18 protein-coding genes and 1 tRNA gene are annotated in these 26,088 nt (G+C 49.5%); 6 read left to right on the top strand and 13 right to left on the bottom strand.

What is annotated here, in order from left to right; genetic code table 11:
• The coding region (locus A3GK_RS0107370) for a TonB-dependent receptor domain-containing protein (RefSeq protein ID WP_018028819.1) at positions 1-1,226 on the top strand (1,226 nt) is incomplete at its 5' end.
• Between the two features lie 690 nt (positions 1,227-1,916).
• A complete protein-coding gene (locus A3GK_RS0107365; RefSeq protein WP_018028818.1) occupies positions 1,917-2,954 on the top strand; it encodes a hypothetical protein in 1,038 nt (345 codons plus the stop codon).
• Here the strand turns inward: A3GK_RS0107365 and A3GK_RS0107360 are convergent.
• From A3GK_RS0107360 to miaB, 13 genes are all read right to left on the bottom strand, one after another.
• Positions 2,944-3,627: a M15 family metallopeptidase gene (locus A3GK_RS0107360; RefSeq protein WP_018028817.1), complete on the bottom strand. Its 684-nt coding sequence runs from the start codon at positions 3,625-3,627 to the stop codon at positions 2,944-2,946. The genes A3GK_RS0107365 and A3GK_RS0107360 overlap by 11 nt on opposite strands.
• A gap of 3 nt (positions 3,628-3,630) precedes the next feature.
• On the bottom strand, positions 3,631-5,592 hold the full coding sequence (gene rho / locus A3GK_RS0107355; RefSeq protein ID WP_018028816.1) for a transcription termination factor Rho: 1,962 nt from the start codon (positions 5,590-5,592) through the stop codon (positions 3,631-3,633).
• A gap of 124 nt (positions 5,593-5,716) precedes the next feature.
• Positions 5,717-5,799, bottom strand: a tRNA-Tyr gene (locus A3GK_RS0107350).
• 105 nt (positions 5,800-5,904) lie between these two features.
• Positions 5,905-6,471 (bottom strand): DJ-1 family glyoxalase III, encoded by a 567-nt coding sequence (locus tag A3GK_RS0107345; RefSeq protein ID WP_026161787.1) that lies wholly within the window; start codon positions 6,469-6,471, stop codon positions 5,905-5,907.
• A gap of 24 nt (positions 6,472-6,495) precedes the next feature.
• On the bottom strand, positions 6,496-7,311 hold the full coding sequence (locus A3GK_RS0107340; RefSeq protein WP_018028814.1) for an energy transducer TonB family protein: 816 nt from the start codon (positions 7,309-7,311) through the stop codon (positions 6,496-6,498).
• Between the two features lie 3 nt (positions 7,312-7,314).
• Complete coding sequence (locus tag A3GK_RS0107335) at positions 7,315-7,725, bottom strand: ExbD/TolR family protein (protein WP_018028813.1); 411 nt, start codon at positions 7,723-7,725, stop codon at positions 7,315-7,317.
• The gene (locus A3GK_RS0107330) at positions 7,722-8,444 is read right to left on the bottom strand and encodes a MotA/TolQ/ExbB proton channel family protein (RefSeq protein ID WP_018028812.1); all 723 of its coding nucleotides are present in this window, start codon (positions 8,442-8,444) and stop codon (positions 7,722-7,724) included. Before A3GK_RS0107330 ends, A3GK_RS0107335 begins: the two co-directional genes overlap by 4 nt.
• Positions 8,445-8,461: 17 nt before the next feature.
• A complete protein-coding gene (locus A3GK_RS0107325) occupies positions 8,462-9,184 on the bottom strand; it encodes a pyridoxine 5'-phosphate synthase (RefSeq protein WP_018028811.1) in 723 nt (240 codons plus the stop codon).
• A 13-nt stretch (positions 9,185-9,197) separates the two neighbouring features.
• Positions 9,198-10,409: a bifunctional 3,4-dihydroxy-2-butanone-4-phosphate synthase/GTP cyclohydrolase II gene (locus A3GK_RS0107320; RefSeq protein ID WP_018028810.1), complete on the bottom strand. Its 1,212-nt coding sequence runs from the start codon at positions 10,407-10,409 to the stop codon at positions 9,198-9,200.
• Positions 10,410-10,428: 19 nt separating this feature from the next.
• Positions 10,429-12,528 (bottom strand): LptF/LptG family permease, encoded by a 2,100-nt coding sequence (locus A3GK_RS0107315; protein WP_018028809.1) that lies wholly within the window; start codon positions 12,526-12,528, stop codon positions 10,429-10,431.
• A gap of 78 nt (positions 12,529-12,606) precedes the next feature.
• Entirely contained in the window at positions 12,607-15,219 is a 2,613-nt protein-coding gene (locus tag A3GK_RS0107310) for a beta-mannosidase (RefSeq protein ID WP_018028808.1), read from the bottom strand.
• A gap of 837 nt (positions 15,220-16,056) precedes the next feature.
• Entirely contained in the window at positions 16,057-17,130 is a 1,074-nt protein-coding gene (gene rfbB, locus A3GK_RS0107305) for a dTDP-glucose 4,6-dehydratase (RefSeq protein WP_018028807.1), read from the bottom strand.
• 28 nt (positions 17,131-17,158) lie between these two features.
• Positions 17,159-18,535 (bottom strand): tRNA (N6-isopentenyl adenosine(37)-C2)-methylthiotransferase MiaB, encoded by a 1,377-nt coding sequence (miaB, locus tag A3GK_RS0107300; RefSeq protein ID WP_018028806.1) that lies wholly within the window; start codon positions 18,533-18,535, stop codon positions 17,159-17,161.
• A 106-nt stretch (positions 18,536-18,641) separates the two neighbouring features.
• Between miaB and A3GK_RS0107295 the strand changes: the two genes are divergently transcribed.
• From A3GK_RS0107295 to mfd, 4 genes are all read left to right on the top strand, one after another.
• Positions 18,642-19,055, top strand: coding sequence for a hypothetical protein (locus tag A3GK_RS0107295; RefSeq protein ID WP_018028805.1), 414 nt, complete (start codon positions 18,642-18,644; stop codon positions 19,053-19,055).
• A 153-nt stretch (positions 19,056-19,208) separates the two neighbouring features.
• A complete protein-coding gene (gene pheT / locus A3GK_RS0107290) occupies positions 19,209-21,662 on the top strand; it encodes a phenylalanine--tRNA ligase subunit beta (RefSeq protein WP_018028804.1) in 2,454 nt (817 codons plus the stop codon).
• A gap of 18 nt (positions 21,663-21,680) precedes the next feature.
• The gene (locus A3GK_RS0107285) at positions 21,681-22,400 is read left to right on the top strand and encodes a YebC/PmpR family DNA-binding transcriptional regulator (protein WP_018028803.1); all 720 of its coding nucleotides are present in this window, start codon (positions 21,681-21,683) and stop codon (positions 22,398-22,400) included.
• A 57-nt stretch (positions 22,401-22,457) separates the two neighbouring features.
• Positions 22,458-25,796, top strand: coding sequence for a transcription-repair coupling factor (gene mfd, locus A3GK_RS0107280; protein WP_018028802.1), 3,339 nt, complete (start codon positions 22,458-22,460; stop codon positions 25,794-25,796).
• Positions 25,797-26,088: the final 292 nt, after the last annotated feature.

The following is a 26,088-nucleotide window of genomic DNA, read 5'->3' as shown; positions in this document are numbered from 1 at the left end:
TAGACTACTACGAAAGCACAAAGTCAGAAAAGACAACTACAACAAAGAGAGGCTACACCGAGGCATACGAATTAAAGGCGTTGAAAGGAAGGAGCGGAGATAAGTACCAATCTGCTGGAGCTAGACTAGATATTGATGGGCCACTCTGGGGCGGTTCGCTGAATGTAGGGGGTGGATACTCGTGGGCCAATAATAGTTTCTTCAACTACAGTGACCCAGAGCTCAAGCTCCCCGACCTCAATAGCACTCTCAAGGAGCAAACCTATGTGCTTTATGCCGAGTATAGCCATGCCATCGCCCAAAAGTTTATGCTCACAGCAGGCCTACGTATGGAGCATGTACGCAACCGCTACGATAATAAGGCAATAGAGATCAAGGATTATATCAAGACCAACCTATTCCCTACCCTCTCCTTTGGTGGACAACTGTGGGGAGTCAATTCACAGCTATCCTTTAGAAGCCAGATCAATCGGCCGAACTTCTGGAGACTACAGCCTGGCTACCAATATCTATCCGAATATGAATATCAGGTGGGTGACCCCAACCTCAAGCCTGGGCTCTCCTATACTACTCAGCTGATGCTTAATAAGAACTGGGTGACACTGATGCTCACGCATGAGTACAAGGTCAACTCTCTTACACAAGAGACGCAACCGATGAAGGACCCCTCCGACCCTAATAAGTATCTACCACATAAGACCGTACTGAAGCATATCAATGCTGCACCCTACAGTACATTGGGAGGAGCCCTAGTCCTTAGCCCTCGGGTGAAGTGGTGGCAGCCCACCTTCACAGTAGGTGGTATGAAGTTGATTGGATACGACCTCCAGCACTTTGAGGAGACCATCACCAATCGTAAACCCTTCATATACCTCAATTGGCAAAATCAATTCACACTGCCCAAGGAGCTGACCATCACTGCCAATATAAACTGCCTACCTAGCGGTGGAAGTCAAGACAATCTTGAGTTAATTGGTGCTCAAGCATTTCTCAATATGGAAATCTCCAAGCGGTGGCTGAAGGATAACGCCCTCACCACAACTCTTGAACTCAATAACTTTGCCTTTACACCGATGAAAGTAAGGGTGGTAACTAAGTACACAGAGTTGACCACCACGCAAAGGGTGATGCCAAGAGTAACATTTACCATTGCCTACCGCTTCAATGCAACTAAGCAAAAGTACCAAGGAAAGGGTGCCCTCGGATCCGTCATCGATAGAATGTAGTAAGCAAGCAACCACCCCCACCCTACGACCCCTTGCGTGTTGGACGAACCATTCTTTAATCCTAGAATCGGTAGTCCGACCCACAAGGGGTCGAATATATACGTGTCACCTATAACCCCCCAGTCGTTCGGGGCTAACGCCCCTCCGACAGGGGGCTACGACAAATCGGACCTCTCCGAGGTCCTTACCTGCTTGTCTAGTACAAGGAATACCTATACGGAAAGTAACTTAAGTTGATTTTTCTAATGCATAACCCCTGCATATACACTTTCACGTATGGAAGTTCAACCCTAACTGTAGCAGGGCAAAAGTTTAGTTGCATCTCAGCGATTGCTTAGTTGCATCTCGCCGTTTGCTTAGTTGCATCTCGGCGATCGCTTAGTTGCATCTCGGCGATCGCTTAGTTGCAACTAAACTTTCGCTTTTATAGTATATTGTATATCAGATAGTTACAAATCTCCTAAAAGCGACTATCAGAAGCTCGGAATTTATCGGAAGGACCTTGGAAGAAGTCCATTACAATCACCTAAACGTCCGTCTCGTCTTGATAAGGCACCCAAAAGAAAGAATACCCCGAAGGGGTTGCATATCCACGGTCAGATCTGTATTAGACATTTTCAACAGCCAAAGCTTGAACATCCTAGGTACCGTACCACTCAACCATTGGGGGGTTCTATCTGTTTTAAGAGTATGAAGCGGTATGTAGAGAATAAAATACAACAATGGCTAGGGGAGGACAATCCCTCCCTTCTTTGGCTTGCCTACTTACTTCCTTTTGGTCTGCCGATAGTCAGTGCGTGGGGCAAAGGAGTAGTGGCAGGCTGGGTGCTCCTATGCATCGGAGTGCTTCTGCTCTTTGTGCGAGGCACCCGGCGTCATCGGCACTCATGGCGAATAACGCTCTTTCTACCTGTCTTAGCACTGCTATTAAGTACGGTGGTGAGTTTCTATCTAGTCCCTCATTGGCACCTCTATTGGAGCTTGCTCTCTATGGCACTTTCGTCTGGATGGCTGTGGAGGATTGAGGAAACCTTGGCAAGGGAGAACCCTCTCAGCATTGAGGAATGGCTCTTTAGTGCCCGGCTATTTGGTATCGGGAGCCTTGGGTATATGCTCATTTGCCTTTTGGGGCTTCATAGATTCGGTTGGTCGGAGTGGGCACCAATGCCACTCATTATTATAGGGGTGGTACTGCATCAAGCTCGGGTGCACAAGGCATCGATCTGCTGGAAGCAATCCTTTTGCTGTCCCATCGGCACTCCGTTGGTGCGGATGGCGATTGTGCGAGGCAATGAATTATGGCTAACGAAAAGGCCCTACACTGGTTGCTTTGTGGAGGATAAGGAGGCTCCTTGCCACGCAACGATCTACAGGGACCATCCTCTGACCACTTGTGTTAATCCTGGGGAAACACCTGAGGAGGCGATCCATAGGGCGTATAGCTCTATCGGATTAAAACTGAAGGAGACGCCTCGGTTTCTGCTCAAATACGGCTACCACCCCACACCAGAAAATGAGCGGGTAGTCTATCTATTTGTGCTCAACCTTAGGGGGTATAACTATGAGACAACACTCAATATGAGAGGGCATTTCTATAGCCCTGAGAAGATTGACCACCTCATTGCTAAAGATTACTTTCAACCCCAATTTGTGGAGGAGTACAAGTATCTCAAGAATACGCTCCTCCGAGCTAACGCCGTTCTCAACTCAAATATGGTTACTGAATAAGGCGGTAGCGACTTCGTACCTCTTTGATAGAAATACGCTCCTCAAAGTGCCACCACTCTTTGCGTATATTGCGTAGCCCTACCGCATTCATCTGCTTGGTGAGGTAGCGGCGGTGGTTATAGGCCTCTTTAGAGATCAATCCCTTCCGTAGCAACTCCTCCTCCTTATCGGTATGGCTACGGATACCGAAATGGTCTACTGGGCTACCCATATCCACTCGCTCTCCTGTCTGAGTATTGATGATGGTAAGGTCTACTGCCGCACCATAGTTGTGCCTTCCTCCACCATTGGCTGGCGATGCTACATACCCTTGATATTTTGTTCCTCGCACGGTATTGTACATCTTTTTCTGAACACTCAAGGGGCGAGCTGCATCGCAGATCAATAGGGAGTACTCCTCGCCCCAATCTTTCTTGAGACGAGCCTGCACCTGCTTTAGCTTTTCAGCGATATGGGGTAGGAGGTAGGCGGTAGTCCACTCGCCATACATATCTACGCCTACAAAGTTATCGGTAGAGGCGTACATCAGCTCTACCTGAATAGAGGGGTCTACCTGCTGGATATCTACCAGCCCGACGATGCTATCCCCCGCTGAGGAAGGGGTAAAAGAAAAGAGGCATTGAAGTACGATTAAATACTTCAATACCTCTTTAAGTATATTGATTCGTGACATTGTTTAGCTATTCATGGAGGCTAAGAACTCGATATTATCTACCGTATTCTCCATACGAGACTTGATGAGCTCCATGGCTTCGAGAGAGGTCATATCATTGATATGACGGCGAAGCACCCACATACGATTGAGGGTTTCTTGATCCTGAAGTAGGTCGTCACGACGAGTGCTAGAGCTCTGCAGATCCACTGCTGGGAAGATGCGCTTATTGGAGAGCTTACGATCGAGCTGTAGCTCCATATTACCTGTTCCCTTGAACTCCTCGAAGATCACATCATCCATCTTGGATCCGGTCTCAGTAAGTGCGGTAGCAAGAATGGTGAGACTTCCGCCTCCCTCGATATTACGAGCTGCACCGAAGAAACGCTTAGGCTTCTGCAACGCATTGGCATCAACACCACCCGATAGTACCTTTCCGGAAGCTGGCTGAACGGTATTGTAGGCACGAGCAAGGCGGGTAATGGAGTCGAGCAAGATGACCACATCGTGACCGCACTCTACCAATCGCTTAGCCTTCTGTAGGACAATATCGGCAATCTTCACATGCTGCTCTACTGGCTCATCAAAGGTCGAAGCAATCACCTCGGCATCTACATTGCGTGCCATATCTGTCACCTCCTCAGGTCGCTCATCAATCAGTAGGACAATCATATAGACCTCGGGGTGGTTATGGGCAATCGCATTGGCAATGTCCTTTAGGAGCATTGTCTTACCAGTCTTAGGCTGTGCTACGATCAAACCACGTTGCCCCTTGCCAATAGGGGAGAAGAGATCTACAATCCTCACGCCAACCTTATCATAAACCTTGGAGGCTGTAGGTGCTTCCAACTTGAACTTCTCAGTAGGGAAGAGAGGGGTAAGATGGTCAAAAGGTACTCGGTCACGCACCTGCTTAGGGTCGCAACCATTGAGACGCACCAAGCTCTTCATTGGGAAGTACTTATCCTTGTCCCTCGGAGGAGTAATGATCGCCTCAATGACATCGCCAGTTTTAAGCCCATACGACTTAATTTGCGACTGAGACACATAGACATCATCGGGGGAGGATAGATAGTTGTAGTCGCTGGAGCGAATAAAACCGTATCCATCGGGCAATACCTCTAGCACACCAGTGCTATGAAGGGTATCCTTGAAGTCGTAGGTAGGCTTCGCTGGTTGTGGCTCTGCCTGTGGCTGACGATTCTGGTTGTTATTGCCCTGATGATTATTATTGTTCTGAGCTGGGTTGCCCTGTGGCTTCTTTGGCTGTTGCTGATTATTATCTGTCTGGGTAGCTTTTTGCTGTGATGCTTGCTTAGGCTGAGTCATCTCCTCTTCCTTAGCTGGAGCACCCTTCTTCTCCTCCTTTTTAGGTTGATTAGGGGCAATCATCCCCATCATATCGGTGAGTACCGAATTGCTGGCATTCTTATTGACAAATACCTGAGGCTCATGCTTTGCAGCGGGCTTAGCCTCCTCCTTAGGAGCCTTGGACTTATCATCAGAGTTGTCAGTCTTCTTAGGTTGCTCCTCTGCTTTCTTTGCAGTCTCCTGCTTCTTAGCCGCCTCTTGCTCTGCCTTAGTAGGTCTACCACGGCGACGAGTAGGCTTATTTTCCTTGGCCCCCTCCTTGGTATCAGCTTCCTCTTCCTTGTTGGCTGTTCTACGACGATTGGTGGCAGTTGCTGCCTTGGCCTTTGCAATGGCTTCTGCTTTATCTGGCTGTTCCTTCTTTTCAGGAGTTGCCTTTTTTGCAGTAGCTTTCTTAGGGGTTGACTTGGGAGCCTTTGCCTTTGTGGTTGCTTTCTTTCGCCCGCCAGCCATTTGCTGAGCCGACTGATTGGCCTGTTCGTCTAGGATTTGATAGACTAGTTCCTGCCGAGAAATCTTAGGCAAACGTCCCTTAGTCCCTAGCTCCTCAGCGGCTTTATTGAGTTCATCATCACTTAGAGCATTGAGCTCAAAGAGTGTATAACTTTGTGCCATAAAAAAACAATATATGCGTTAGCCTACTTAGAATATCTCCAAATGCATCTCCTCACTGAGGAGCCTGCTAAAGGGTATGTTGCTAACGCTTTAATTATATGGAAATATTAAAAAGAATATAAAGTGGGCAGTGATGGATTCGAACCACCGAAGGCGTAAGCCAGCTGAGTTACAGTCAGCCCCATTTGGCCACTCTGGTAACTGCCCATCTAGCTAAAAAGCTAGCAAAGTCTTAGTATTTATAAGGAGTAGCACCCCTTTATCTAACGCAAAGTTACGAATAACTCACGAGATACCAAAATATTTGACCAATTAATCGTCAAGGTCCTCGGTAATGAGAAGGCCATTGGCTACCTCTAGGGCCTTATCGTATCCAACTAGCTCACCCACAATGGCGGCACCGAAGTTGAAGACATAGCCTGGGCCACGGCCAGTGATGATCTGACCATCTACAACGGCTGGTTTCTCCTTGTACTTCGCCCCCTTCAGCTCCTCTTCAAAGCCGGGGTAAGCAGTTGCCTTCTTTCCCTCTAGAAGGCCCATACGACCAAAGACTAGTGGTGAAGCACACATCGCAGCGATATGCTTTCCCGCCTCAAGGTGACGAGTAATGATCTCCCTGAGCAGCTCACACTCATAAAGATTAGTCGCTCCAGGCATACCGCCAGGAAGAGCAACAGCATCTACCACCTCATCCTTCACCTCCTCAATAGTATAGTGAGCCATAAGCTGTAATCCGTGCGAAGAGGTGAACTCCTTCGTAGGATTGATAGAAACAAAATAGGCATCAATGCCACCACGCTTTAGCGTATCATAAGTACCGACTGCCTCGGTCTCCTCAGTGCCATTGGCCACAAAAATATAAACTTTCTTTGTCATAGTCATCTCGTCTTATAAGGTTCATTAATTAAGTTGGAAGCGGTAGGTAATGGTACCTTTTTGATTATTCGTCTCATCTACCGCATTGAATCTCGTTGCCTTGGCCGCCTTTAGGGCATTTTCTCTCAACGTTTTATTACCAGTCGTGGTACCTGGTCCAATAAATGCTTTTTCCACCTTGCCTGAGGGGTTGACAAAAATGGTGACCACGACCACCCCCTCCTCCTGTACCGTGTAGCTAGGTCTTTGTAAAGCAGTTCCTGCTGCCAAACCACGGCCGGCTAGAGAGAAGCTACCAAATCCACCCACTCCAGCATTGGCACCACCCGAGGTGACGTTACCATCGGGCGAACCAGCTCTACCTGCGGGTGCCATCGGGTCGCTACCCGTGCCACTACTCCCTGTATTTCCAAAGGCGCCCGAGACATTCTTTCGGATCGCCTCACGCCTACGTGCCGCCTCTTGCTCCTCTCGCTTACGCTGCTCCTCTCGCCTCTTCTGCTCCAGTCGGCGCTGCTCCTCCGCATTATCCTTCTTAGGTTTTTCAGGAGCCTTCACCTCGGGAGCTTCGGGCGTCTCTTGTGTCAAAAGCCCATTCTCCTCCACCTCAGGCATAGGCTCGGGAGACACAGGCTCAAAGTCGGGCTCCAACTGATGTGGCATAAACATACCCGAGGCGAGGGGCGTATCACCGATATTGACCAGTATTCCACCGCCCTCCTCAGGCACCTCAGACTTAAGGAACAAAAAGAGAAGCAAGACTATTGCCACCGCATGGATAGCAATGGTTGTCACCAACGCTATCGCACGATACTTATTATTCTCTTTCTTATTAGGCATAGTTTACTCCAAGGCTCTCGTAGCCAAAACCATCTGATAGTGGTTTTCGACTGCTATATTGAGCAGCTTCACAATCTCACGATAAGGCACCTCCTCATCGGCATAAAGTGCCACATACATATCCGGATTGGCCTGCTTTGTCATCTCCAAATAGGGAGCGATCTCCTCAAAGGTCACAGCCCGATCCTCCTCACCTTCCATTCCCACGAAGTACTGCAGGTCAGAAGTCAGTACAATGCGTGTAATCGCTCTAGGAGTGGTCTGCTGGCTCGACCGTGGCAAAGTCACCTTAAGGGCACTCGGCACCACAAGCGTGCTGCTCACCATAAAGAATATCAGGAGTAGAAATATGGTATCCGTCATAGATGCCATACTAAAGAACTCCATTGCTTTGCTCTTACGCTTCAGTTTCATCTCCCTGATGGCTCATTAATAAGGTCCATAAACTCTAGTGCCTCTTGCTCCGACTTCGTGATCACCTCATCCACCTTAGTAGTGAGATAATTGTAAGCAAAAAGAGCCAAGATACCGACTACAAGACCGCCGACGGTACTGACCAACGCCTCATAGATACCGCCGGAAAGAAGGCTAATATCCACAGCCGAACCAGCATTTGCCATATTGAAGAAAGCCTTAATCATACCAGTCACCGTACCCAAGAACCCGATCATAGGAGCTCCAGAGGCCACCGTAGCCAGTACCGGAAGTCGCTTCTCTAGCTTTGCCACCTCGATATTCCCCACATTCTCAATCGCAGCAGAGATATCGGCCATTGGGCGCCCGAGCCTTTGGATCCCCTTCTCCACCATCTTTGCACCTGGGGTTTGCTTACTTTGGCAAAGGTCCAGAGCCGATTGTATCTTCCCTTCACGAATATAGTCACGTATCTTACTGGTAAAGTCGTCGTCCTTCTTAGTCATACTCTTGAGCAAAAGGAGCCGCTCCACAAATACATAGAGTGCGATCAGTGAGAGGATCAAGAGCACCAGCATCAACCATCCTCCCTTCGTTGCTAGTTCCCAAATTGATATCTCACCCACACCATTCGCTACTGCGGCGGTTCCACTTACCGAAAGGTCGGGCATCGCATTATATAGGGTATCACCAGCCACTTGAAGTATTGTACTTAGCATAAAATCAATTAAATATATTATTTCCTTTGTTTCAAACAATCCAAATACCGCCTTATCGTCTCCTCGAGCCCTAGATACAAAGCATCACAAATCAAGGCGTGTCCGATAGAGACCTCCGCTAGATTGGGGAGACACTTATCAAGGAAAGCAAGGTTGTGTAAATCGAGGTCGTGACCTGCATTGAGCTCCAAGCCCACCTCCTCAGCCACCTTAGCAGCACGAACAAAAGGTGCCACCGCAGCTTCTCTATCAATATGATAATTGGCAGCATAAGGCTCCGTATAAAGCTCCACCCTATCCGAGCCCACTTCCTTAGCAGCACGGATATTATCCGCATCCGTATCCACGAAAATAGAGCTTCGGATCCCCCTCTCGTGCAACTGCCCAATAATCTCACTGAGGAAATCAAAGTGCTCACGCACCTGCCACCCCGCATTACTTGTCAAGACCCCAGGTGGGTCTGGTACCAGCGTCACCTGAGTAGGCTGCACATCGAGTACCAGTTTCATAAATTCAGGCGAAGGGTAGCCCTCGATATTGAATTCCGTTGTGACCACCTTCTTCAGGTCGTACACGTCGGCATATCTAATATGCCGCTCATCGGGGCGAGGGTGCACCGTGATCCCCTCCGCTCCAAAGTGCTCAATATCCTTCGTTACCTGTATCAGGTCCGGATTATTGCCACCCCTGGCATTTCGTAGAGTGGCTATCTTATTGACATTTACACTCAGTCTTGTCATACCGACTCCTTTCTTAAAGCTTAGAGAGGTGATGCCCCATCTTATTCTTCTTAGTCAGGAGATAGTCGTGATTGTACTCATTAGGCTTTATCTCAATCGGCACAATCTCCACCACTTCCAGCCCAAAGCTCTCCAGTCCGATCCGCTTCACAGGGTTATTGGTCATCAAACGCATCTTCTGCACTCCTAGCTGTCTGAGGATTTCGGCACCTACCCCATAGTCACGCTCATCGGCTCTACATCCTAGGTGTAGATTGGCTTCCACCGTATCCAGGCCTTGCTCCTGAAGCTTGTAGGCAGCGATCTTATTCATCAGACCGATACCACGTCCCTCTTGCTGTAAGTAGACAATCACACCTCGGCCTTCCTCTTGCACCTTACGCATTGCCTCGTGGAGTTGGTCGCCACAATCACAGCGGTAAGAGCCAAAGATGTCCCCAGTGATACAACTGCTATGCATACGCACCAAGACCGGCTCAGAAGTAGATACATTGCCTTTAACTAGAGCCACATGCTCCATTCCATTGCTCTTTTGCTTGAAAGGAACCACTCTAAAATCACCATAAGCTGTTGGCAATTGTGCCTCCTCACCCTTCTCCACGATACTCTCCGTGCGAAGGCGGTACTTAATCAGGTCGGCAATCGTGATGATCCGCATGCCATACTTCTCCGCAATCACCTGCAACTGAGGCATACGTGCCATCGTACCATCCTCATTGATGATCTCAATCAGACACGCAACGGGCTGTAGCCCTGCCAACTTACACAAGTCCACCGAAGCCTCCGTATGCCCAGCTCTTCTCAGCACTCCCTTGCTCCTCGCCCTAAGTGGGTTGATATGGCCAGGGCGTCCAAAGTCCGAAGCCTTGGCTTCGGGGTCGGCAAGAGCATTGATCGTCGTAGCACGGTCATACATAGAGACCCCTGTGGTCACCCCCTTACCATTCAGGTCTACCGTTACGGTAAAAGGGGTTTCATACTGCGAAGTATTATCCGCCACCTGCAGAGGGAGCTCCAGTTCGGCACAGCGCTCCTCCGTCATAGGGGCACAGAGCACGCCCCTTCCGTGGCTCATCATAAAGTTAATAATCTCAGGAGTCACCTTTTCCGCAGCGATGATAAAGTCCCCCTCATTCTCCCGATCCTCATCGTCCACCACGATCACTATCTTCCCGGCTTTAAAGTCCTCGATAGCCTCCTCGATTGTACTTAGCTTAAATTCCATTTCTACACTCTATATTGTATTAGTTATTTAGTTTTGCTCTCTCAATATCCACCAGCAGCACCTTATTATACTGCCGAATGGCTTTCACCCCCCTAATATACCTTTTATTTCGCAGAATATAAAGCAGATAGCAGAGACCACCCACAGGGAAAAGCCACATCAGTAGCCCATTGACCCCTCTTTTAGTCGTCCGCCACTCCCTTATCAAATACCTCAGATAAGGATACCCCTCCAAGTGATCCACCAGCGAATAGTCCCGGCTATGCTTCAGGTGCCCCACCAATTGCTCCACCTGCCAATAGAGCTCTCTCCTTTGGGCAAAATAGGCCTCATTCCTAAAGAATTGCCCATATCCTAGTCTTCCCGCCTCCAATTGCTCCTTTGCCAGCTGATCCAAAGCCAAAACCTGCTCCCTTGCCAGCTCATAATCCACCGACTCCATAGTCACCTCCTTGTACTCCACCGTTCGCTTGGTACGAGGGCCCCACAAAGAGCGTAGCTGAGTGATGAAGTCCACATTCCAGCGATTGGTATCCCTCGACGCCACCACACAGAGGAGCACCCCCACAGGCACCAAGACCATATTGGGTAGCCACATACCCACCCACGTGAGGAGCGTCCCCTCACGAGCCATTTTGATACCAAAGGTCTCCAGAATATAAAAGAAAATAAAGAGGAATACCGCCACCAAGAACGGCAATCCCATACCCCCCTTACGGATCAAAGCACCCAGAGGGGCACCGATCAAGAAGAAAGCAATACAGGCAACCGGATAGGTCAGCTTACGCCAATACTCCGACTCATTTTTCCGAAGCAAGTCCACATCCTCCCGCATCTCCTCCACCGTAAAGAAGGTCTCATTCTGCACCCTCGTCACCTGAGAAATGGCCGAAGCATAAACGCTACTCGCCGTGCTTGCTCCCACAGCGCTCAGCTTCTTCCCCACATCAAAGGACGCGTAAGCCACCTTTGTTTTCTTTGCCTTCTTTGGCGTCGGCGCCTTCACCTCCTCACTAGACACCACCTCCGCCTCCGATAACGACTCAGCATAGGTATCCTCCAATTGCTCCAGCTCCTCCGAGTAGTTCCCCTCAGCATCACCACTCTCCGAAGAAGTCCGCTCCACAGCCCTCTTCATCTGCTCCATACTCTCCTCCCGAAGCGACTCCTGAAGCGACTCTGGTTCACTCGACTGCCCCACCATCTGATACCCCAGCCTCTGAGTGCTATTTTGCATGCCTAGGAGCGCCAAAGAGTCGATTTCCACCCGTAGCGAATCAGTATATGCCTTCAATTGTCGCATATCCTTACCCACAAACTGACTGGTGAGGATCGATTCATCCACCATACTCAGGTCGGTATTAAAGGGGATATGCAGCTCCTTGTACCCAAAGCGCTCACGCAAAAAAGGGCGATCCTCCGAAGTCTGATAGTAGCTCCCTTGCCCCTTCAGGTTTTGAAACGACTCCCCATGATACAGCTCCAGGATCAGCTCCTGCCCCTTGGGAGTAGAGTAGAGTCGACCACTATCTGCCACTACCACCATCGCCTCATCAAAACCCTGCGAAAAGTCGTACAGCATCAGCCCATAGAGCATCTTCCGCTTGTTATCCTTTTTCTCCACAAAGATACTGTAGTTATCCACCCCCTTATAGAAAGCTCCCTCAGGGATCGCCAGCTCGGGCGACTTATTTTTGATCGAGAAGTAGTATTGCCAAAACTTCACCTGGCTCTGAATCATCCAGTCGTTTTGAAAAACGAAAAGCCCCATCGCCAGCACCACCACAAAGTAAAAGGCTGGCTTCAATATCTTGTAGAGCGGGATACCCGCTGCCTTCATCGCCAGCAGCTCCATCCGCTCCCCGAGGTTACCAAAGGTCATCAGCGACGCCACCAGCACCCCTAGCACCAGTGCCAGCGGAACCATCGTCATAGAGGCAAAGAAAAGCAGGCGAAGAAGTACTAGGCCATCCACCCCCTTCCCCACCAGCGTACCGACCGACTGCCAGAGAAATTGGATCACCACCACAAAGAGCGACACCGAAAACCCCGCCAGCAATAGCGGGATAAACGTCTTGACAATATATGTATAGAGCCTCTTAGGCCGCCATCTCTTCATCACTCAGCAGATAGATCTACTTCACCACACCCCTCACCCCCTCGGATTCAGCTACAAATTTAGCAAAAATTCGCTTCATCACCTAGCTAGTATATCATTGAGTGAAGTGAGCCGAAGCACCTCCACACCCACCCCCTCACCTATCGCCGAGTGGGTGATCTCAATGGTATAAGGCCTATTCGGAAGCAGGTCAAAGAAGTTGTCGCTATACTGAGCCCCCTGCCAAGGGGTCTCCACAAAGAGCGACTTGACCAAAACAGGACTGCAAAGGGTCACTCTCAGTCGCCCCTGCGTTGCCTCAAGCGAGATGGAAGGAGCCGCCTTCGGCAGCTGCATCTCCTTCGGCAAGGTAGGGAAGAAAAGGTTCCGCGCCAATAGCTTCTGCCCCGCCTTTAGCTCCAGCTCCACAAAGAGTTGCCCCCCACACTGCTCTAGCTTTTCCTTTGCTAGCTCCCCCACCTTTTGACTAAATGGATAGCGTTCGCTCCGAAAGCTAAATTGCTCCGTCCAAAGTTGCCGACCAAAGTAGTCCTGCCCCTTCAATTCCACCACTAGAGGCCCAAGCTCAGGCTTCAATACCTCGTCCGAAGCGACCCAAATCGCACCCTCCACCAAGTCCACAATATAAGGGGCATACGCCTCCCGCACACGGTAGTGTAGTGCCTTGTGATTGCCCCAATAGTCCACCCCCGACCAGCTTACCGTAGGCCATACATCATTGAGTTGCCAGTAGAGGCTCCCCATATTGAGCGGATAGGCACGCCTCAGGGCACGGATCGCATAACTCATGCCATCGCCCTGTAGCAACTGCCCGACATAGATATAGTCTACAAAGTCCTCAGGCACAGGATAGGCACGCGATAGATAGTCGGTAATCCGCTGATTACCCACAAAGGAGCGCTGCCGATTCTTCAGGATCGGGCTCTCAATCGTCAGCCTTTCCACCTGCACACCAGGAGCAAAGCTCTCCACCGTCTTTCGCTCGGGAAATGCCTGAAAACCATATTCCGAGGCAAAGCGACCTGGATTTTGGTCGAATTCCTTAAAATCCTTACCTCCAAACCATACCCGCCAATTATGCGAATCTCCCTTCAGAAAGCTCTCTGGTCTTCCCCAATTAGAGCTCACGGGCGAACCGTGAATATAGGCCACATCGGGCACCAACACCTTCAACTTCTGAGGAATCCATTCCCTAAAGAGAGCATCATACCCCGTCAGCATCTCCCGATACTCTTCATCGCTATAGCCGTAGCTCCGTTGCCAGCCCCAATGCTTCAACCCCTCTAGCACCTCATTATTGCCACAGAGGAGGGCGAGCGAAGGGTGCTTCCGCAATCGCTTCACCTGATCCTCTAGCTCCATCTCCACCGATGCCCTAAAGGTAGGATCACTCGGGTAGGCGGTACAGGCAAAAGGGAGGTCCTGCCACACCAAGATGCCATAACGATCTGCTAGCTGGTAAAACTCCTCGGACTCGTAGATACCCCCGCCCCATACACGTAGCATATTGAAGTGCAGGGGCAAAATATCCTCTTGAAACACCTGCTCCAACGTACGACCACCACCCCCCATCCAGCGGTCGTGAGGCAGATAGTTAGCCCCCTTCACATAAAGCGGACGCCCATTTACCACAAACTGAAAACGCCCCCCCTCGGCATCCTCACTCCGGTCCAATTGGATCTCGCGAATCCCAAAGAGGGTGGTATCACGCTCCAAGATAGTCTCTTCAGCACCCCTCTTCACCAGTGTTCGCACCACCTGATAGAGCGGTTGCTCCCCCCACCCTCTCGGCATCCAGAGGCGGGGATTTTCTACCCCCATAGTGAGTTGCGCTCCCTCTCCGCTAGAGAGCAGTTGCCCCTCGGGATCCAAAAGCTCTACCCGAAGGGTGCTCCCCTCAGGATCGCCCTCCAGCTCCGAAGCGATAGAGACCGTGGCAGAGCGAGCCACTCCCTCCTCACTCCACTCAATCTCATTCCGCAGCTGTAGCTCCCCCAGCGAAGCCACGCCCACACCTCGAAGCACCACCGGTTCCTTCACCCCCATCGCCACCAGCCGAGGGCCCCAGTCCCAACCATACTGATAGGGGGCTGTCCGCACAAAGGGGCTATACTTCACCGCTCCACGGTCGTTATCGGCAGGATACATAAAACCATTGGAGAGGTACTGAGCATGCGCCACGCCGATGGGCGAAAGGAGGCGAATCACCAGCCGATTCACCCCACTCCTCAGATACCCCTTCACCTCCCAGCGGTAGTGGCGAAAGAGGTTGTCGCACCGACCCACCAAAGCCCCATTAAGGTAGACTTCGGCAAAGGTATCCACGCTCCCCATCTCCAGCCAGAAGCGGTCGTGCCGAGCCAGTGCCCCCTCCTCCAGCTCTAGCGTTGTACGGTAGAGCCAATTGCGGTCGCTCACCCACTGTATAGAGTCTTCATTTGCCCCCACAAAAGGGTCGGGAAGGAGCCCCAGTCCCACCAAAGTACCCTGCACTGTACCAGGGAGCTCGGCTCGGTGCCACTCGCTACGCCCCTCCTCCTGTAGCTCAAAGGCCTGAAGCACCCACCGCTCCCTCGCCTGCAACCCATCGGCACGCATCTCCACACACAAACCACTGAGGAGAAGCAGCACCACCAAACCGACTACTCCACACACACCAAACTCTTTGCATCGCTCCACTACCACACTCATATATATAATAGGACCACTAATAATAATAAATGCTCCGCCCCCTCACACAAAGATAAGAAATAAAAATAACACCGCCCCCCACACACCAGGGGTTAAGGGGTTACGCATTAGAAAAGACTATTGTACGAATGATCATATACAATCTGTTGATGATAATGGTGTAAGGACCTCGGCAGAGGTTCCCCTTAAATAGGCACAGGTCGGAGGGGCAAAGTCCCCGAACGACCGGGGGGAAACGTGGCAACCACCCCACCCCTACGACCTCCCCTCGTGGGAGGTCGGACAAACCATTCCAGAATTAATCTGATACGGTTGTTCGACCCGCAAGGGGTCGTAAGATGGGGGAGGGAGGGCTTCATTACCCCCGAGTCGTTCGGGGCATTCGCCCCTCCGATTCGGGGCTAGGATCCGTCTGACCTCCCACGAGGGGAGGTCATTCATGGTAAGACTCTTTCTAATGCGTAACCTCTGCACCACTTTGAGGACTAGGGATTCGAATAGCATCGAATCTGTTTTTAACCCACGATGCATCCACTTTCCAGAATTTCAAAAGGCGAGATAAGGTAAAAAACGGCTAAAATAGGGGCACCGATGCTCCTTTTGCAACCGGCTGTAATTCAATGCCATACAAAAGTCATTTGCCGAGATGCAACTAAGCAATCGGTGAGTTGCAACTAAGCATTTGCCGAGTTGCATCTCGCCGATTGCTTAGTTGCATCTCGACTTTTAGTCTACTAGGAGCACCCTTTTTAGGAGTTTGTTTATCCATTGCAAAGACCCTACCTCCACTTCTTGCGAAGATAGGGTCTTAGGGATGAGTAGTATGGTGCCTGCGACTTACCTATTCTGATACTGCTCAGTGTAGTACATTTGGTAGTCACCCGATGTGGTATACTGTAGCCACTCCTGATTATTGAGGTACCAGCAGACCGTCTTTTGGAGGCCTTCTTGGACAGTGACTGTGGGATGCCAATCGAGCTCTCTATGAATTTTTCGGGCGTCGATGGCGTAGCGGGTGTCGTGCCCTGGTCGGTCCTTGACATAATGTATAAGTGGCAGGGAGTGCCCCTCTGGGTGGCCGAGGAGACGGTCTACTGAGGTGATAAGTAGTTTCACGAGCTCAATATTTTGCAGCTCGTTATGCCCTCCGATATTGTAGGTCTCTCCCACCTTTCTTGCCTTGATAATCTGCTCTATAGCGCGGACGTGGTCTATGACGTATAGCCAATCACGTACCTGCTTGCCATCGCCGTAGATGGGGATGGGTCGTTGGTGTAGGATATTGGAGATGACGAGTGGGATGAGCTTTTCGGGGAACTGCCAAGGGCCGTAATTATTGCTACAATTGCTGATCACGGTAGGCAGTCCGAAAGTATCGTGGTAAGCTCGGACGAAGTGGTCGGCACCCGCTTTGCTAGCGGAGTAAGGGGAGTGAGGGTCGTAGCTGTGGAGCTCAGTAAATGCAGGATCCTCTGGTAAGAGGGAGCCGTAGACCTCATCGGTGCTGACTTGGTAAAAGAGTTTGCCAGCGAAGTCATCCTTCCACGTTTCGAGAGCGCACTGCAGTAGATGGACAGTGCCGAGTACGTTGGTATGTACAAAGGGGAGCGGTCCGCTGATACTGCGATCGACGTGGCTCTCGGCGGCGAAATTGACGACATGGGTGACGGGGTACTTCTTGAAAAGCGCTTGGACCTGCTGGAGGTCGGAGATGTCGGCCTTCTCGAATCGGTAGTTGGGGCACTGCTCTACCTCTTTGAGATTGGCAAGATTGCCTGCGTAGGTGAGGGCATCTACATTGACGAATAGGTGCTCGGGATACTCTGGGACAAGAGTGAGGAGGAAATTGGAGCCGATAAAGCCGGCACCCCCTGTGACGAGGATCACTTTTTTGTACTTAATGGTGTTCATAAATCAATAGTATATAGGTGTAATGACTCTAAATTAACGCACTTTGATCTTCAACTATATGACCCAAGAGAGTGGCACTGGAGACCTCATCAACGGCGACTCGTACAAAGTCGCCAATGTGGCTATTCTCTTTATCAAATACCACTACCTTATTCTGCTGGGTACGCCCGTAATACTGGTCTCGGCTCTTCTTTGAAAAGCCCTCGATCAGCACTACAAACTCCTTTCCAATATCCTTTGTATTACTCTCGGCTTGAATCTCTTGCTGGAGGTCGATCATCGTTTGTAGTCTCTTCAACTTTACCTCCTCTGGTACCTCATCCTCTAGCTTTTTCGCTGCGTAGGTGCCAGGACGCTCGGAGTACTTAAAAAGGAAGGCAGAGTCAAACCGCACTTCTCTCATAATGCTCAGAGTCTCCTCAAACTCATCCTCACCCTCGCCGTGAAAACCACAGAAAATATCTGTGGAGATGCCACAGTCTGGAATCAGATCTCGTATTTTTGCCACACGATCAAGATACCACTCACGAGTATATCCTCGCCGCATATGCTTGAGCACTTTATTGCTACCACTTTGAAGTGGTAGATGTATGTGCTTGCAGATGTTGGGGTACTTAGCCATCATCTGGATGGTCTCATCAGTCATATCCTTGGGGTGCGGTGAGGTGAAGCGGATACGGATATTGGGGGCTGTGGTGGCGAGTATCTCGAGTAGCCTAGGGAAATCATAAACTTCACCATCGGGTGCTGTGTATCGGTAGGAGTTGACGGTCTGACCGAGCAGAGTTACTTCTCGATACCCCAATTGCTTCATCTCCTCTAGTTCATTGAGGATACTCTCTACCTCTCTGCTTCTTTCTCTTCCACGAGTGTAGGGAACGATGCAGTAACTACAGAATTTATTGCAGCCTCGCATGATTGAGATAAAGCCCGAGATATGTACGCCATCTAGCTTGAGGGGAATGACGTCTTTGTAGGTCTCATCGGTAGAGAGCTCTACATTTATTGCCTTTTCCCCGGATTCTACTGCACCGATTAGGTTGGGGAGCTCTAGGTAGGCATCTGGTCCTACCACTAGGTCGGCATGATGCTCCTCGATAAGCTGTTCCTTTACTCGTTCTGCCATACAACCAAGTACACCAATTATCATATTGGGCTTGTGTTTCTTGCGTATGCCATCAATCTGTGAGAGGCGGTTGAGCACTCTTTGCTCGGCATTATCACGCACGGAGCAGGTGTTGATGAGCACTACATCGGCTTCCTCAAGTACCTCTGTCATAGCATACCCGATGGTCTCCATTATGGCGTAGACTACTTCGGAGTCAGCTACATTCATCTGGCACCCATAAGTCTCTAAGTAGAGGAGCTTGGCTTGGTCATTATTATTGTATATCATTTTATTCATTCTAGTCTTTGGTAAGTAGCCGTAAAATGACTAACTTTGAAAAGCTATATATATGGCAAAGATACTAAAACAATTACACCTCAAAGTGCGACGATAATAAATAGATATGGGTTCTTTATTCTTATGGCTAGCCATCGGCTACTTTGTCTTAAAGAAATTAAGCAGTGTGCTTCATGAAGTTGCTCAAGAGCATCAAGAGCAAATGGAGAGACATGCTGAACTTAAGCTCGGGGAGGAGGAACAAGAATACGTGGAGGAGTATTCTCCTCAAGAAGAGCCTATTTTTGAGAGCCCTTTTGATAGTCCTAGTAATGCTGTTGTTCCTCCCCCTTTGAAGTATCAGTCTATCAAGCTACCAACGGTGGAAGGTGGGCATCCAATGCAAAAAGTGCTCGAGACTACTGAGGATATAGAGACTGATGCAGAGGAGAGTGCGACTCGCTATAGGGCTAGCCATATCCGTGAGCATATCCGTGAGGGAATCGTGATGAAGGAGATCCTTGATCGTAAGCACTTCTAATCTCTTTGCGTGAAGAACCTCTCGCCCTAGATTCCGCAAGCGGGGTTTTATCATCACACCTTATTTTGTTACCTTTGCAAAAGTTTTTGTGGGGTGAAGCTGACGAGGTCGCTACACCCTAGCGATGAAGTAATTAATTGTTATATAAAGTATATGAATATATCATTCTCTTGGCTTAAGAAGTATGTAGACTTTGACCTCACTCCTGAGGAAACGGCTGAAATACTCACTTCTATAGGCCTAGAAGTGGCAGCGGTAGAGGAGAGAGAGTCGATTAGGGGTGGTCTGAAGGGGCTAGTTATTGGCAAGGTGTTGACTTGTGCTGAGCATCAAAATTCGGATCACCTACACGTTACGACAGTGGATATTGGCGGGGAATCGCCTTTGCACATTGTTTGTGGTGCTCCTAATATAGCGGCAGGACAAACCGTGGTGGTAGCCACGATCGGGACTACTTTATATAATGGTGACGAGAGCTTTACAATCAAGAAGGGCAAGATCCGTGGAGAAGTCTCGGAAGGTATGATTTGCTCGGCCGAGGAGATCGGTGTGGGCAGTGACCACTCTGGGATTATGGTACTGGAGGATGGTGTGAAGCCTGGGACACTTGCCTCGGACTACTTCGAGGTCTCTTCGGATCATGTGATCGAGATAGAGATTACGCCAAATAGGGTGGATGCAACTTCGCACTACGGTGTGGCTCGCGATCTCTATGCTTATCTTAAGACACATGGCTACAAGACAGCCCTTCATTTTCCAGATATTCCTACGATCAACTCGTGCGACAAGGAGCCGATTGCCCTCCAGGTAGAGTCTTTGGAAGCTTGCCAGAGATATATGGGAGTGGTGATTGAGGATATGCAGGTGAAAGAGAGTCCGAAGTGGCTTAAGGTGGCACTGGAGACTATTGGTCAGCGCTCTATTAATAATGTGGTGGACATCGCCAACTACGTGCTTTTTGAGCTGGGGCAACCTCTGCACACCTTTGACCTTGCTAAGATTAAGGGCAATGAGGTACGGGTGCGACTAGCTAAGGAGGGCGAGAAGCTGGAGCTACTGGATGGCACTTCTTTGACACTCACCACTAAAGACTTGGTGATCGCTGATAATAATGAAGCCCTTTGCTTGGCAGGGGTGATGGGAGGAAAAGAATCGGGTGTGACAATGGACTCAACCTCTATGTTCTTGGAGGCAGCTACGTTCCACCCAACCTTTATCCGTAAGAGTGCTAGGAGATTTGGTCTCAATACCGATGCCTCTTTTAGATATGAAAGGGGGCTGGATCCTAACCAGTTGTCTAAGGCCCTTCAGAGGGCGGTATCTCTAATTATTTCAGAGACGGGTGGTCGAGTGACGAGCAAGGTGTATGACGTCTACCCTGTAGAGCACAAGCCTTATGCCATCACCCTTACGATGGAGAAGGTGCAATCTCTCACCGGTCTTGATATCCCTGAGAGCAAAGTGCTAGAGATACTGGAGGCTCTTGAGATTAAGGTGGTATCGAATAAAGATGGAGTACTGGAGCTAAGTGTACCTTGTTATCGCTTTGATGTCACTCGCGATATTGATGTGATAGAGGATATCCTTAGGATATATGGCTACAATGAGTATCCCGAAAAGATCAGCCTAGTGAGCACGATTAGCGTGAAGAGTCCTACCGATATGAGTGTGGACTTACAACGACGAATCAGTGAACAACTGACGGGGGCTGGCTTTAATGAGATTCTGAATAACTCCCTCTCTAAGGCTTCCTATTACCCTGAGGCGATCTCAAAGGGTGATGCAGTACAGGTGCTCAATCCTCTCTCCAACGACCTTTCTACCATGCGTATGACGATGATGCATGGAGGCTTGGAGGTGATAGAGCATAATCTCCATAGGCAGGCTCATGGATTAAGATTCTACGAATTTGGCAATTGCTATAGAAGAACAAAAGCTGGCGAGAAGAGCGATCTACCTGGCTACCAAGAGGATTACAGGCTGGGCATTTGGATGACTGGCGATGACCTACCTATGCACTGGTGCCGAAAGGAGTATCAGCAAAGTCCTTTCGAACTGAAGGCGATGATGCTGAATGTGATGAGGCGCCTTGGTCTTAATGATAACGAGCTACTAATAGAGCCACTTACCGATTGCTCTCTCTACGACGTTGCAGAGAAGATCTCACTCCGTGGCGGTGGAGTAGTTGCCCAATGGGGAGTTGTGAGCCAGAAAGTGCTTGAACTCCATGACGTAGAGGTGCCTGTCTATTATGCAGAGCTTCAGTGGAATGAGATACTGAGTAGGGTGCTCCGTAAGGAGGTGAAAGCAAAGCAGATCGCTCGCTTCCCAATGGTAAAGCGCGACTTTGCACTTCTGATAGATAAGAATGTCAGCTTTGCCGATGTGGAGAATGCGGCGAAGAAGGCGGGCGGAAAGCTCCTTAAGGAGGTGTCGCTCTTTGATGTGTACGACGACCCTAAGCACCTAGAGGAGGGAAAGAAGTCTTACGCCGTGACTTTTGGTCTGCAAGATGCGGAGCAGACGCTTTCAGAGAAGGTGATTGAGAAAACAATGGATAAAATATACCAGGCACTTAATAAACAACTCGGTGCCACATTAAGATAATATTGTACAAGAGAAAATATGGGAAGAGCATTTGAATATCGTAAGGCTCGCAAGCTAGCACGCTGGGGAAATATGGCTAGGGTATTTACCAAGCTATCAAAGGAAATCACCATTGCTGTGAAAGCAGGTGGTCCTGACCCAGATACCAACCCTCGCCTAAGGCTACTTATTCAGACTTCTAAGAAGGAGAATATGCCCAAAGACAATGTGGAGCGTGCCATCAAAAAAGCTACCGACAAAGACTTTACCGACTATAAGGAGGTCAACTTTGAGGGATATGCCCCTCACGGTATAGCTGTGTTTGTAGAGACTGCTACCGATAATAACACTCGTACTGTAGCCAACGTCCGTAGCTATTTCAATAAGGTCGGTGGCTCTCTAGGCACCAGTGGTAGCGTGGAGTTTATGTTTGACCACCAAGCTGTTTTCCACGTCACTAAAAAGGCAGATGCCGATATCGAGGAGCTACTTTTGGAGCTAATTGATTACGGTGTAGAGGATATTGATGAAGATGAAGGAGAGCTAGTGATCTCTGGAGACTTTGCCTCCAATGCTGCGATACAGTCACATCTTGAGGAATTGGGATACGAAATCACCAGCTCCGAGTTTGTGCGTGTCCCTATGGACTACAAACAACTATCTCCTGAAGAGAGAGAGGATGTGGAGAAGCTACTTGAAAAGCTAGAGGAAGACGAAGACGTACAAAATGTCTTCCACAATATGGCAGAGGAAGAGTAGTCAACGGATAGAGTGAATGGGCTAGTAAGTGTCTATTCACGATATCATGGCGGTAATATGACTTTAGAGAGCCTCGTCCAGAGATTTGAAGATAGCAGTGCTTTGAGAACGCTCTTGAAGCAGCTATCTCAGGGAGAAAAGAGTATAGCTATTGATGGCCTACAAGGTTCATCAATAGCTATTTTATTATATCTTTTGTCTCATCACCAAAAGCCCCTTTTGGCGATAGCTCGTGATAGTGATGAAGCGGCCTATTTACTCAACGACCTAGAGAAGCTGTCGGGCACCGAAACGGTCTCCTTCTTCCCCTCCGCCTACAAGCGAGCCATCCGATATGGGCATAAAGACCTCGCTAATGAGGTCATTCGGAGCGAATTGATGGAGCTCCTCAGGGCTGGCGAGCAACCCAAAATCGTCGTCACCTACCCTGAGGCCGTAATCGAAGGGGTGGTCGATGAAAAGACCTACGATACCGGAAGACTAGAGCTCAAGGTAGGCGATCAAATCGATAGAACTGCTCTGAGAGAAAAGCTCTGGTCGATGGGATTTGAGGAGAAGGATTACGTCTATCTCCCTGGCGACTTTGCGGTGAGAGGAGGAATTATCGATATCTACTCATTCTCCTCCGAATACCCAGCCCGCCTCGACTTCTTCGATAATGAAGTAGAGAGTATCCGTCTATTTGATCCCGAATCCCAATTGTCTCAAAGCACCATAGAGCAGGTGACTATCCTCACCTCATTTGAGCAAAACGATGCAGCGGTACAGTCCATTATCTCTTTACTCCCAAGTGACCTGGTCATCTACATCGACCAAGCTGCCTTCTTAGAGAGCAGCCTCGACCAGACCTACACCACCCCGCCAATCCACCCAGAGGACAATGAATTTGCCACCATTGAGGCACTTCAGAAAAGACTTCTAGCACCTCGCCAATTATTAGACGAAATCTACGCTCACCAGTGTGTGATGACCAATCCGGCTAAAGAGGTGACTAACCCCTTCTACGTACGATTCGGACAGCTACCAGAGCCGCTTTTTCATAAAAACTTCGAACTCCTCTCTGATGCCCTTCTAAAGTATCAGGCCAATGGGTACGACACCATTATCATGAGCGATCAGGTAGGGCAACTCGAGCGGCTACAATCCATCTTTCAAGACCAAGCAAAGGGAGTGACCTTTGAGTCGATAGTGCCTACCCTTCATACCGGTTTTATCGATGATCAGCAGAAGTTGGCACTATTCACCGACCACACCATCTTTGAGCGTTATCACAATTTCAAGCTCAAGAGCGATAAGATTCGGAAAAACCGAGCGGTCATGACGCTCAAAGATATCCAAAGCTTTGAGTTTGGAGATTATGTGGTACATCAAAACTACGGTATCGCCACCTTTGGCGGACTATTTACCATTGAGCAAAATGGCAAGCAGAAAGAGACCGTAAGGCTCAACTTTCAGGGCGGAGATAGCGTCTATGTCTCTATTCACTCGCTCCACCATATCTCTAAATACAAGAGCAAAGACAATGAGGAGCCCCCACGGCTCAGCAAGCTGGGAGGGTCAGCATGGGATAATCTCAAGGAGCGAACCAAGAAAAAGGTCAAGGATATTGCCCGAAACCTCATCAAACTCTATGCCGAGCGACTTAAGGTGAAAGGCTTTGCCTTCTCCAAAGATAGCTATCTGCAAAAAGAGCTAGAGGCCTCGTTTATGTACGAAGACACCCCCGACCAAGAGCAGGCGACCAACGATGTCAAAGCCGATATGGAGCGACCCATTCCTATGGATCGGCTCATCTGCGGAGATGTAGGGTTTGGCAAAACAGAGGTCGCCATCCGGGCTGCCTTCAAAGCAGTTACCGATGGCAAGCAAGTCGCCGTCCTAGTCCCCACCACAGTATTGGCGTACCAGCATTATATGACCTTCTCCAAAAGGTTAAAAGACTTCCCCGTCACCATAGAGTATCTGAGCCAAGCCCGCTCGGCAAAAGATCGTCGGGAGATACTAGAACGGTTAGAAGAGGGTAAGATAGATATTATTATAGGCACCCATACCATTACAGGTAAGAATGTAGTTTATAAGGATTTAGGGCTACTTATCATTGATGAAGAGCAGAAGTTTGGTGTCTCCATCAAAGAGCGTCTTAGGGAGATGAGGGCACACATCGATACCCTCACCATGACCGCCACCCCTATTCCACGTACCCTCCAATTCTCCCTTATGGGTGCCAGAGACCTCTCCAATATCGCCACCCCACCACCCAATCGCTACCCCATACGCACAGAGCATATGCTCTACGATATAGAGGTATTGGCAGAGGCGATCAATGCTGAGTTAGCTCGTGATGGGCAGGTCTTTTTTATCCACAATCGCATACACAACATAGGAGATATTGCTCGGGAAATAGAGCGTGCTGTCCCCGGCATTCGGATCTCCATAGCTCATGGGCAGATGTCTCCGAAGGAGCTAGAGCAGACGCTTTTGGGATTCATTCACCACGAGTCCGACTTGCTTCTAGCTACCACCATTGTAGAGAATGGCATTGACGTGCCGAATGCCAATACCATTATTATCAATGACGCACATCGCTTTGGCTTGAGTGACCTACATCAGCTCCGTGGCCGTGTAGGGCGAGGAGATAAAAAGGCCTACTGCCTACTCCTCACACCACCCATTGAAGACCTTACCCCCAATGCCAAACGAAGGATGCAGAGCATCACCTCTTTTTCGGAACTGGGGAGCGGTATACACATCGCCATGCAAGACCTTGACATCCGAGGGGCGGGCAACCTACTCGGGTCTGAGCAGAGTGGTTTTATCGCCGACCTTGGCTTCGAAACCTACAAACGAATACTCGAAGAGGCGGTTATGGAGCTCAAGGATAGTGAGTTTGATGAAGTATTAACCCTTCAAGGAGAACCTATCCAAAAGCGAAGCTACGTCTACGAAACTACCATAGAGACCGACGCCGAGGCCTACTTCCCGCAGACTTATGTCCCAGGCGACAACGAGCGAATCAATCTCTACCGAGAGCTTGAGTCCCTCCAAAATCCCCAAGACATTCTCCACTATCGCCAGCGCCTAGAGGATCGATTCGGACCACTTCCAAAGGAAGCCGAGGAACTCCTAAAGGTGGTAGAGCTCCGCATGCTGTGCAAAGAGAGTGGCATCGAAAGAGTAACCCATAGACAAGGCTTCCTAAAGCTTTACTTGGTATCGGACAACAATAGCTCCTACTACCGAAGCCCTATCTTCTCCACCATCCTCTCCAATGCCACAGCATGGGGAAGAGACCTCCAATTTAAGGAGGAAAGCGGAAAGCGAACCATCTCTATCAAAAAGGGCATTGATACCATAGGCAAAGCATACACAGCCCTCACAAAGCTAACCACCAAATAGAGAATGTTGCACGAAGGATGAGATGCAAGGCGCTGAGGATGAGGCCGAAGGGAGCGTACTCACGTACGTGACCTAGGCCGAATTCCGAAAGCAACGCCGCAGATCGCCTTCGTGCAACAGTCTCAAATAACTCCCATCGCCATACACCACACACCCCAATATGCTAGCTCACCCTCCAAAATAGGTAGCTCAGCTATATTTATTATCTTTGTAGGATAATAATGAGAAGTATTATGAGATATATACCCCTACAGATACTACTGCTACTAACACTACTCTTCAGCTGCAAGCC

The sequence above is a fragment of the Porphyromonas somerae DSM 23386 genome (assembly GCF_000372405.1).
In the GTDB taxonomy this organism is placed as follows: Bacteria; Bacteroidota; Bacteroidia; order Bacteroidales; family Porphyromonadaceae; genus Porphyromonas_A; species Porphyromonas_A somerae.
Note: the sequence above shows the minus strand (reverse complement) of the source record. Positions and strands in the feature narration are given on the sequence as shown.

What these genes read in the sequence shown, in the direction of transcription:
- A3GK_RS0107360 (WP_018028817.1), bottom strand. Translation starts at nt 3,627, where the DNA reads ATGTCACGAATCAATATACTTAAAGAGGTATTGAAGTATTTAATCGTA.
- A3GK_RS0107310 (WP_018028808.1), bottom strand. Translation starts at nt 15,219, where the DNA reads ATGAGTGTGGTAGTGGAGCGATGCAAAGAGTTTGGTGTGTGTGGAGTA.
- A3GK_RS0107285 (WP_018028803.1), top strand. Translation starts at nt 21,681, where the DNA reads ATGGGAAGAGCATTTGAATATCGTAAGGCTCGCAAGCTAGCACGCTGG.
- A3GK_RS0107325 (WP_018028811.1), bottom strand. Translation starts at nt 9,184, where the DNA reads ATGACAAGACTGAGTGTAAATGTCAATAAGATAGCCACTCTACGAAAT.
- A3GK_RS0107340 (WP_018028814.1), bottom strand. Translation starts at nt 7,311, where the DNA reads ATGCCTAATAAGAAAGAGAATAATAAGTATCGTGCGATAGCGTTGGTG.
- A3GK_RS0107335 (WP_018028813.1), bottom strand. Translation starts at nt 7,725, where the DNA reads ATGAAACTGAAGCGTAAGAGCAAAGCAATGGAGTTCTTTAGTATGGCA.
- A3GK_RS0107295 (WP_018028805.1), top strand. Translation starts at nt 18,642, where the DNA reads ATGGGTTCTTTATTCTTATGGCTAGCCATCGGCTACTTTGTCTTAAAG.
- A3GK_RS0107320 (WP_018028810.1), bottom strand. Translation starts at nt 10,409, where the DNA reads ATGGAATTTAAGCTAAGTACAATCGAGGAGGCTATCGAGGACTTTAAA.
- rho (WP_018028816.1), bottom strand. Translation starts at nt 5,592, where the DNA reads ATGGCACAAAGTTATACACTCTTTGAGCTCAATGCTCTAAGTGATGAT.
- A3GK_RS0107365 (WP_018028818.1), top strand. Translation starts at nt 1,917, where the DNA reads ATGAAGCGGTATGTAGAGAATAAAATACAACAATGGCTAGGGGAGGAC.
- A3GK_RS0107345 (WP_026161787.1), bottom strand. Translation starts at nt 6,471, where the DNA reads ATGACAAAGAAAGTTTATATTTTTGTGGCCAATGGCACTGAGGAGACC.
- miaB (WP_018028806.1), bottom strand. Translation starts at nt 18,535, where the DNA reads ATGAATAAAATGATATACAATAATAATGACCAAGCCAAGCTCCTCTAC.
- pheT (WP_018028804.1), top strand. Translation starts at nt 19,209, where the DNA reads ATGAATATATCATTCTCTTGGCTTAAGAAGTATGTAGACTTTGACCTC.
- A3GK_RS0107315 (WP_018028809.1), bottom strand. Translation starts at nt 12,528, where the DNA reads ATGAAGAGATGGCGGCCTAAGAGGCTCTATACATATATTGTCAAGACG.
- A3GK_RS0107330 (WP_018028812.1), bottom strand. Translation starts at nt 8,444, where the DNA reads ATGCTAAGTACAATACTTCAAGTGGCTGGTGATACCCTATATAATGCG.
- mfd (WP_018028802.1), top strand. Translation starts at nt 22,458, where the DNA reads ATGACTTTAGAGAGCCTCGTCCAGAGATTTGAAGATAGCAGTGCTTTG.
- rfbB (WP_018028807.1), bottom strand. Translation starts at nt 17,130, where the DNA reads ATGAACACCATTAAGTACAAAAAAGTGATCCTCGTCACAGGGGGTGCC.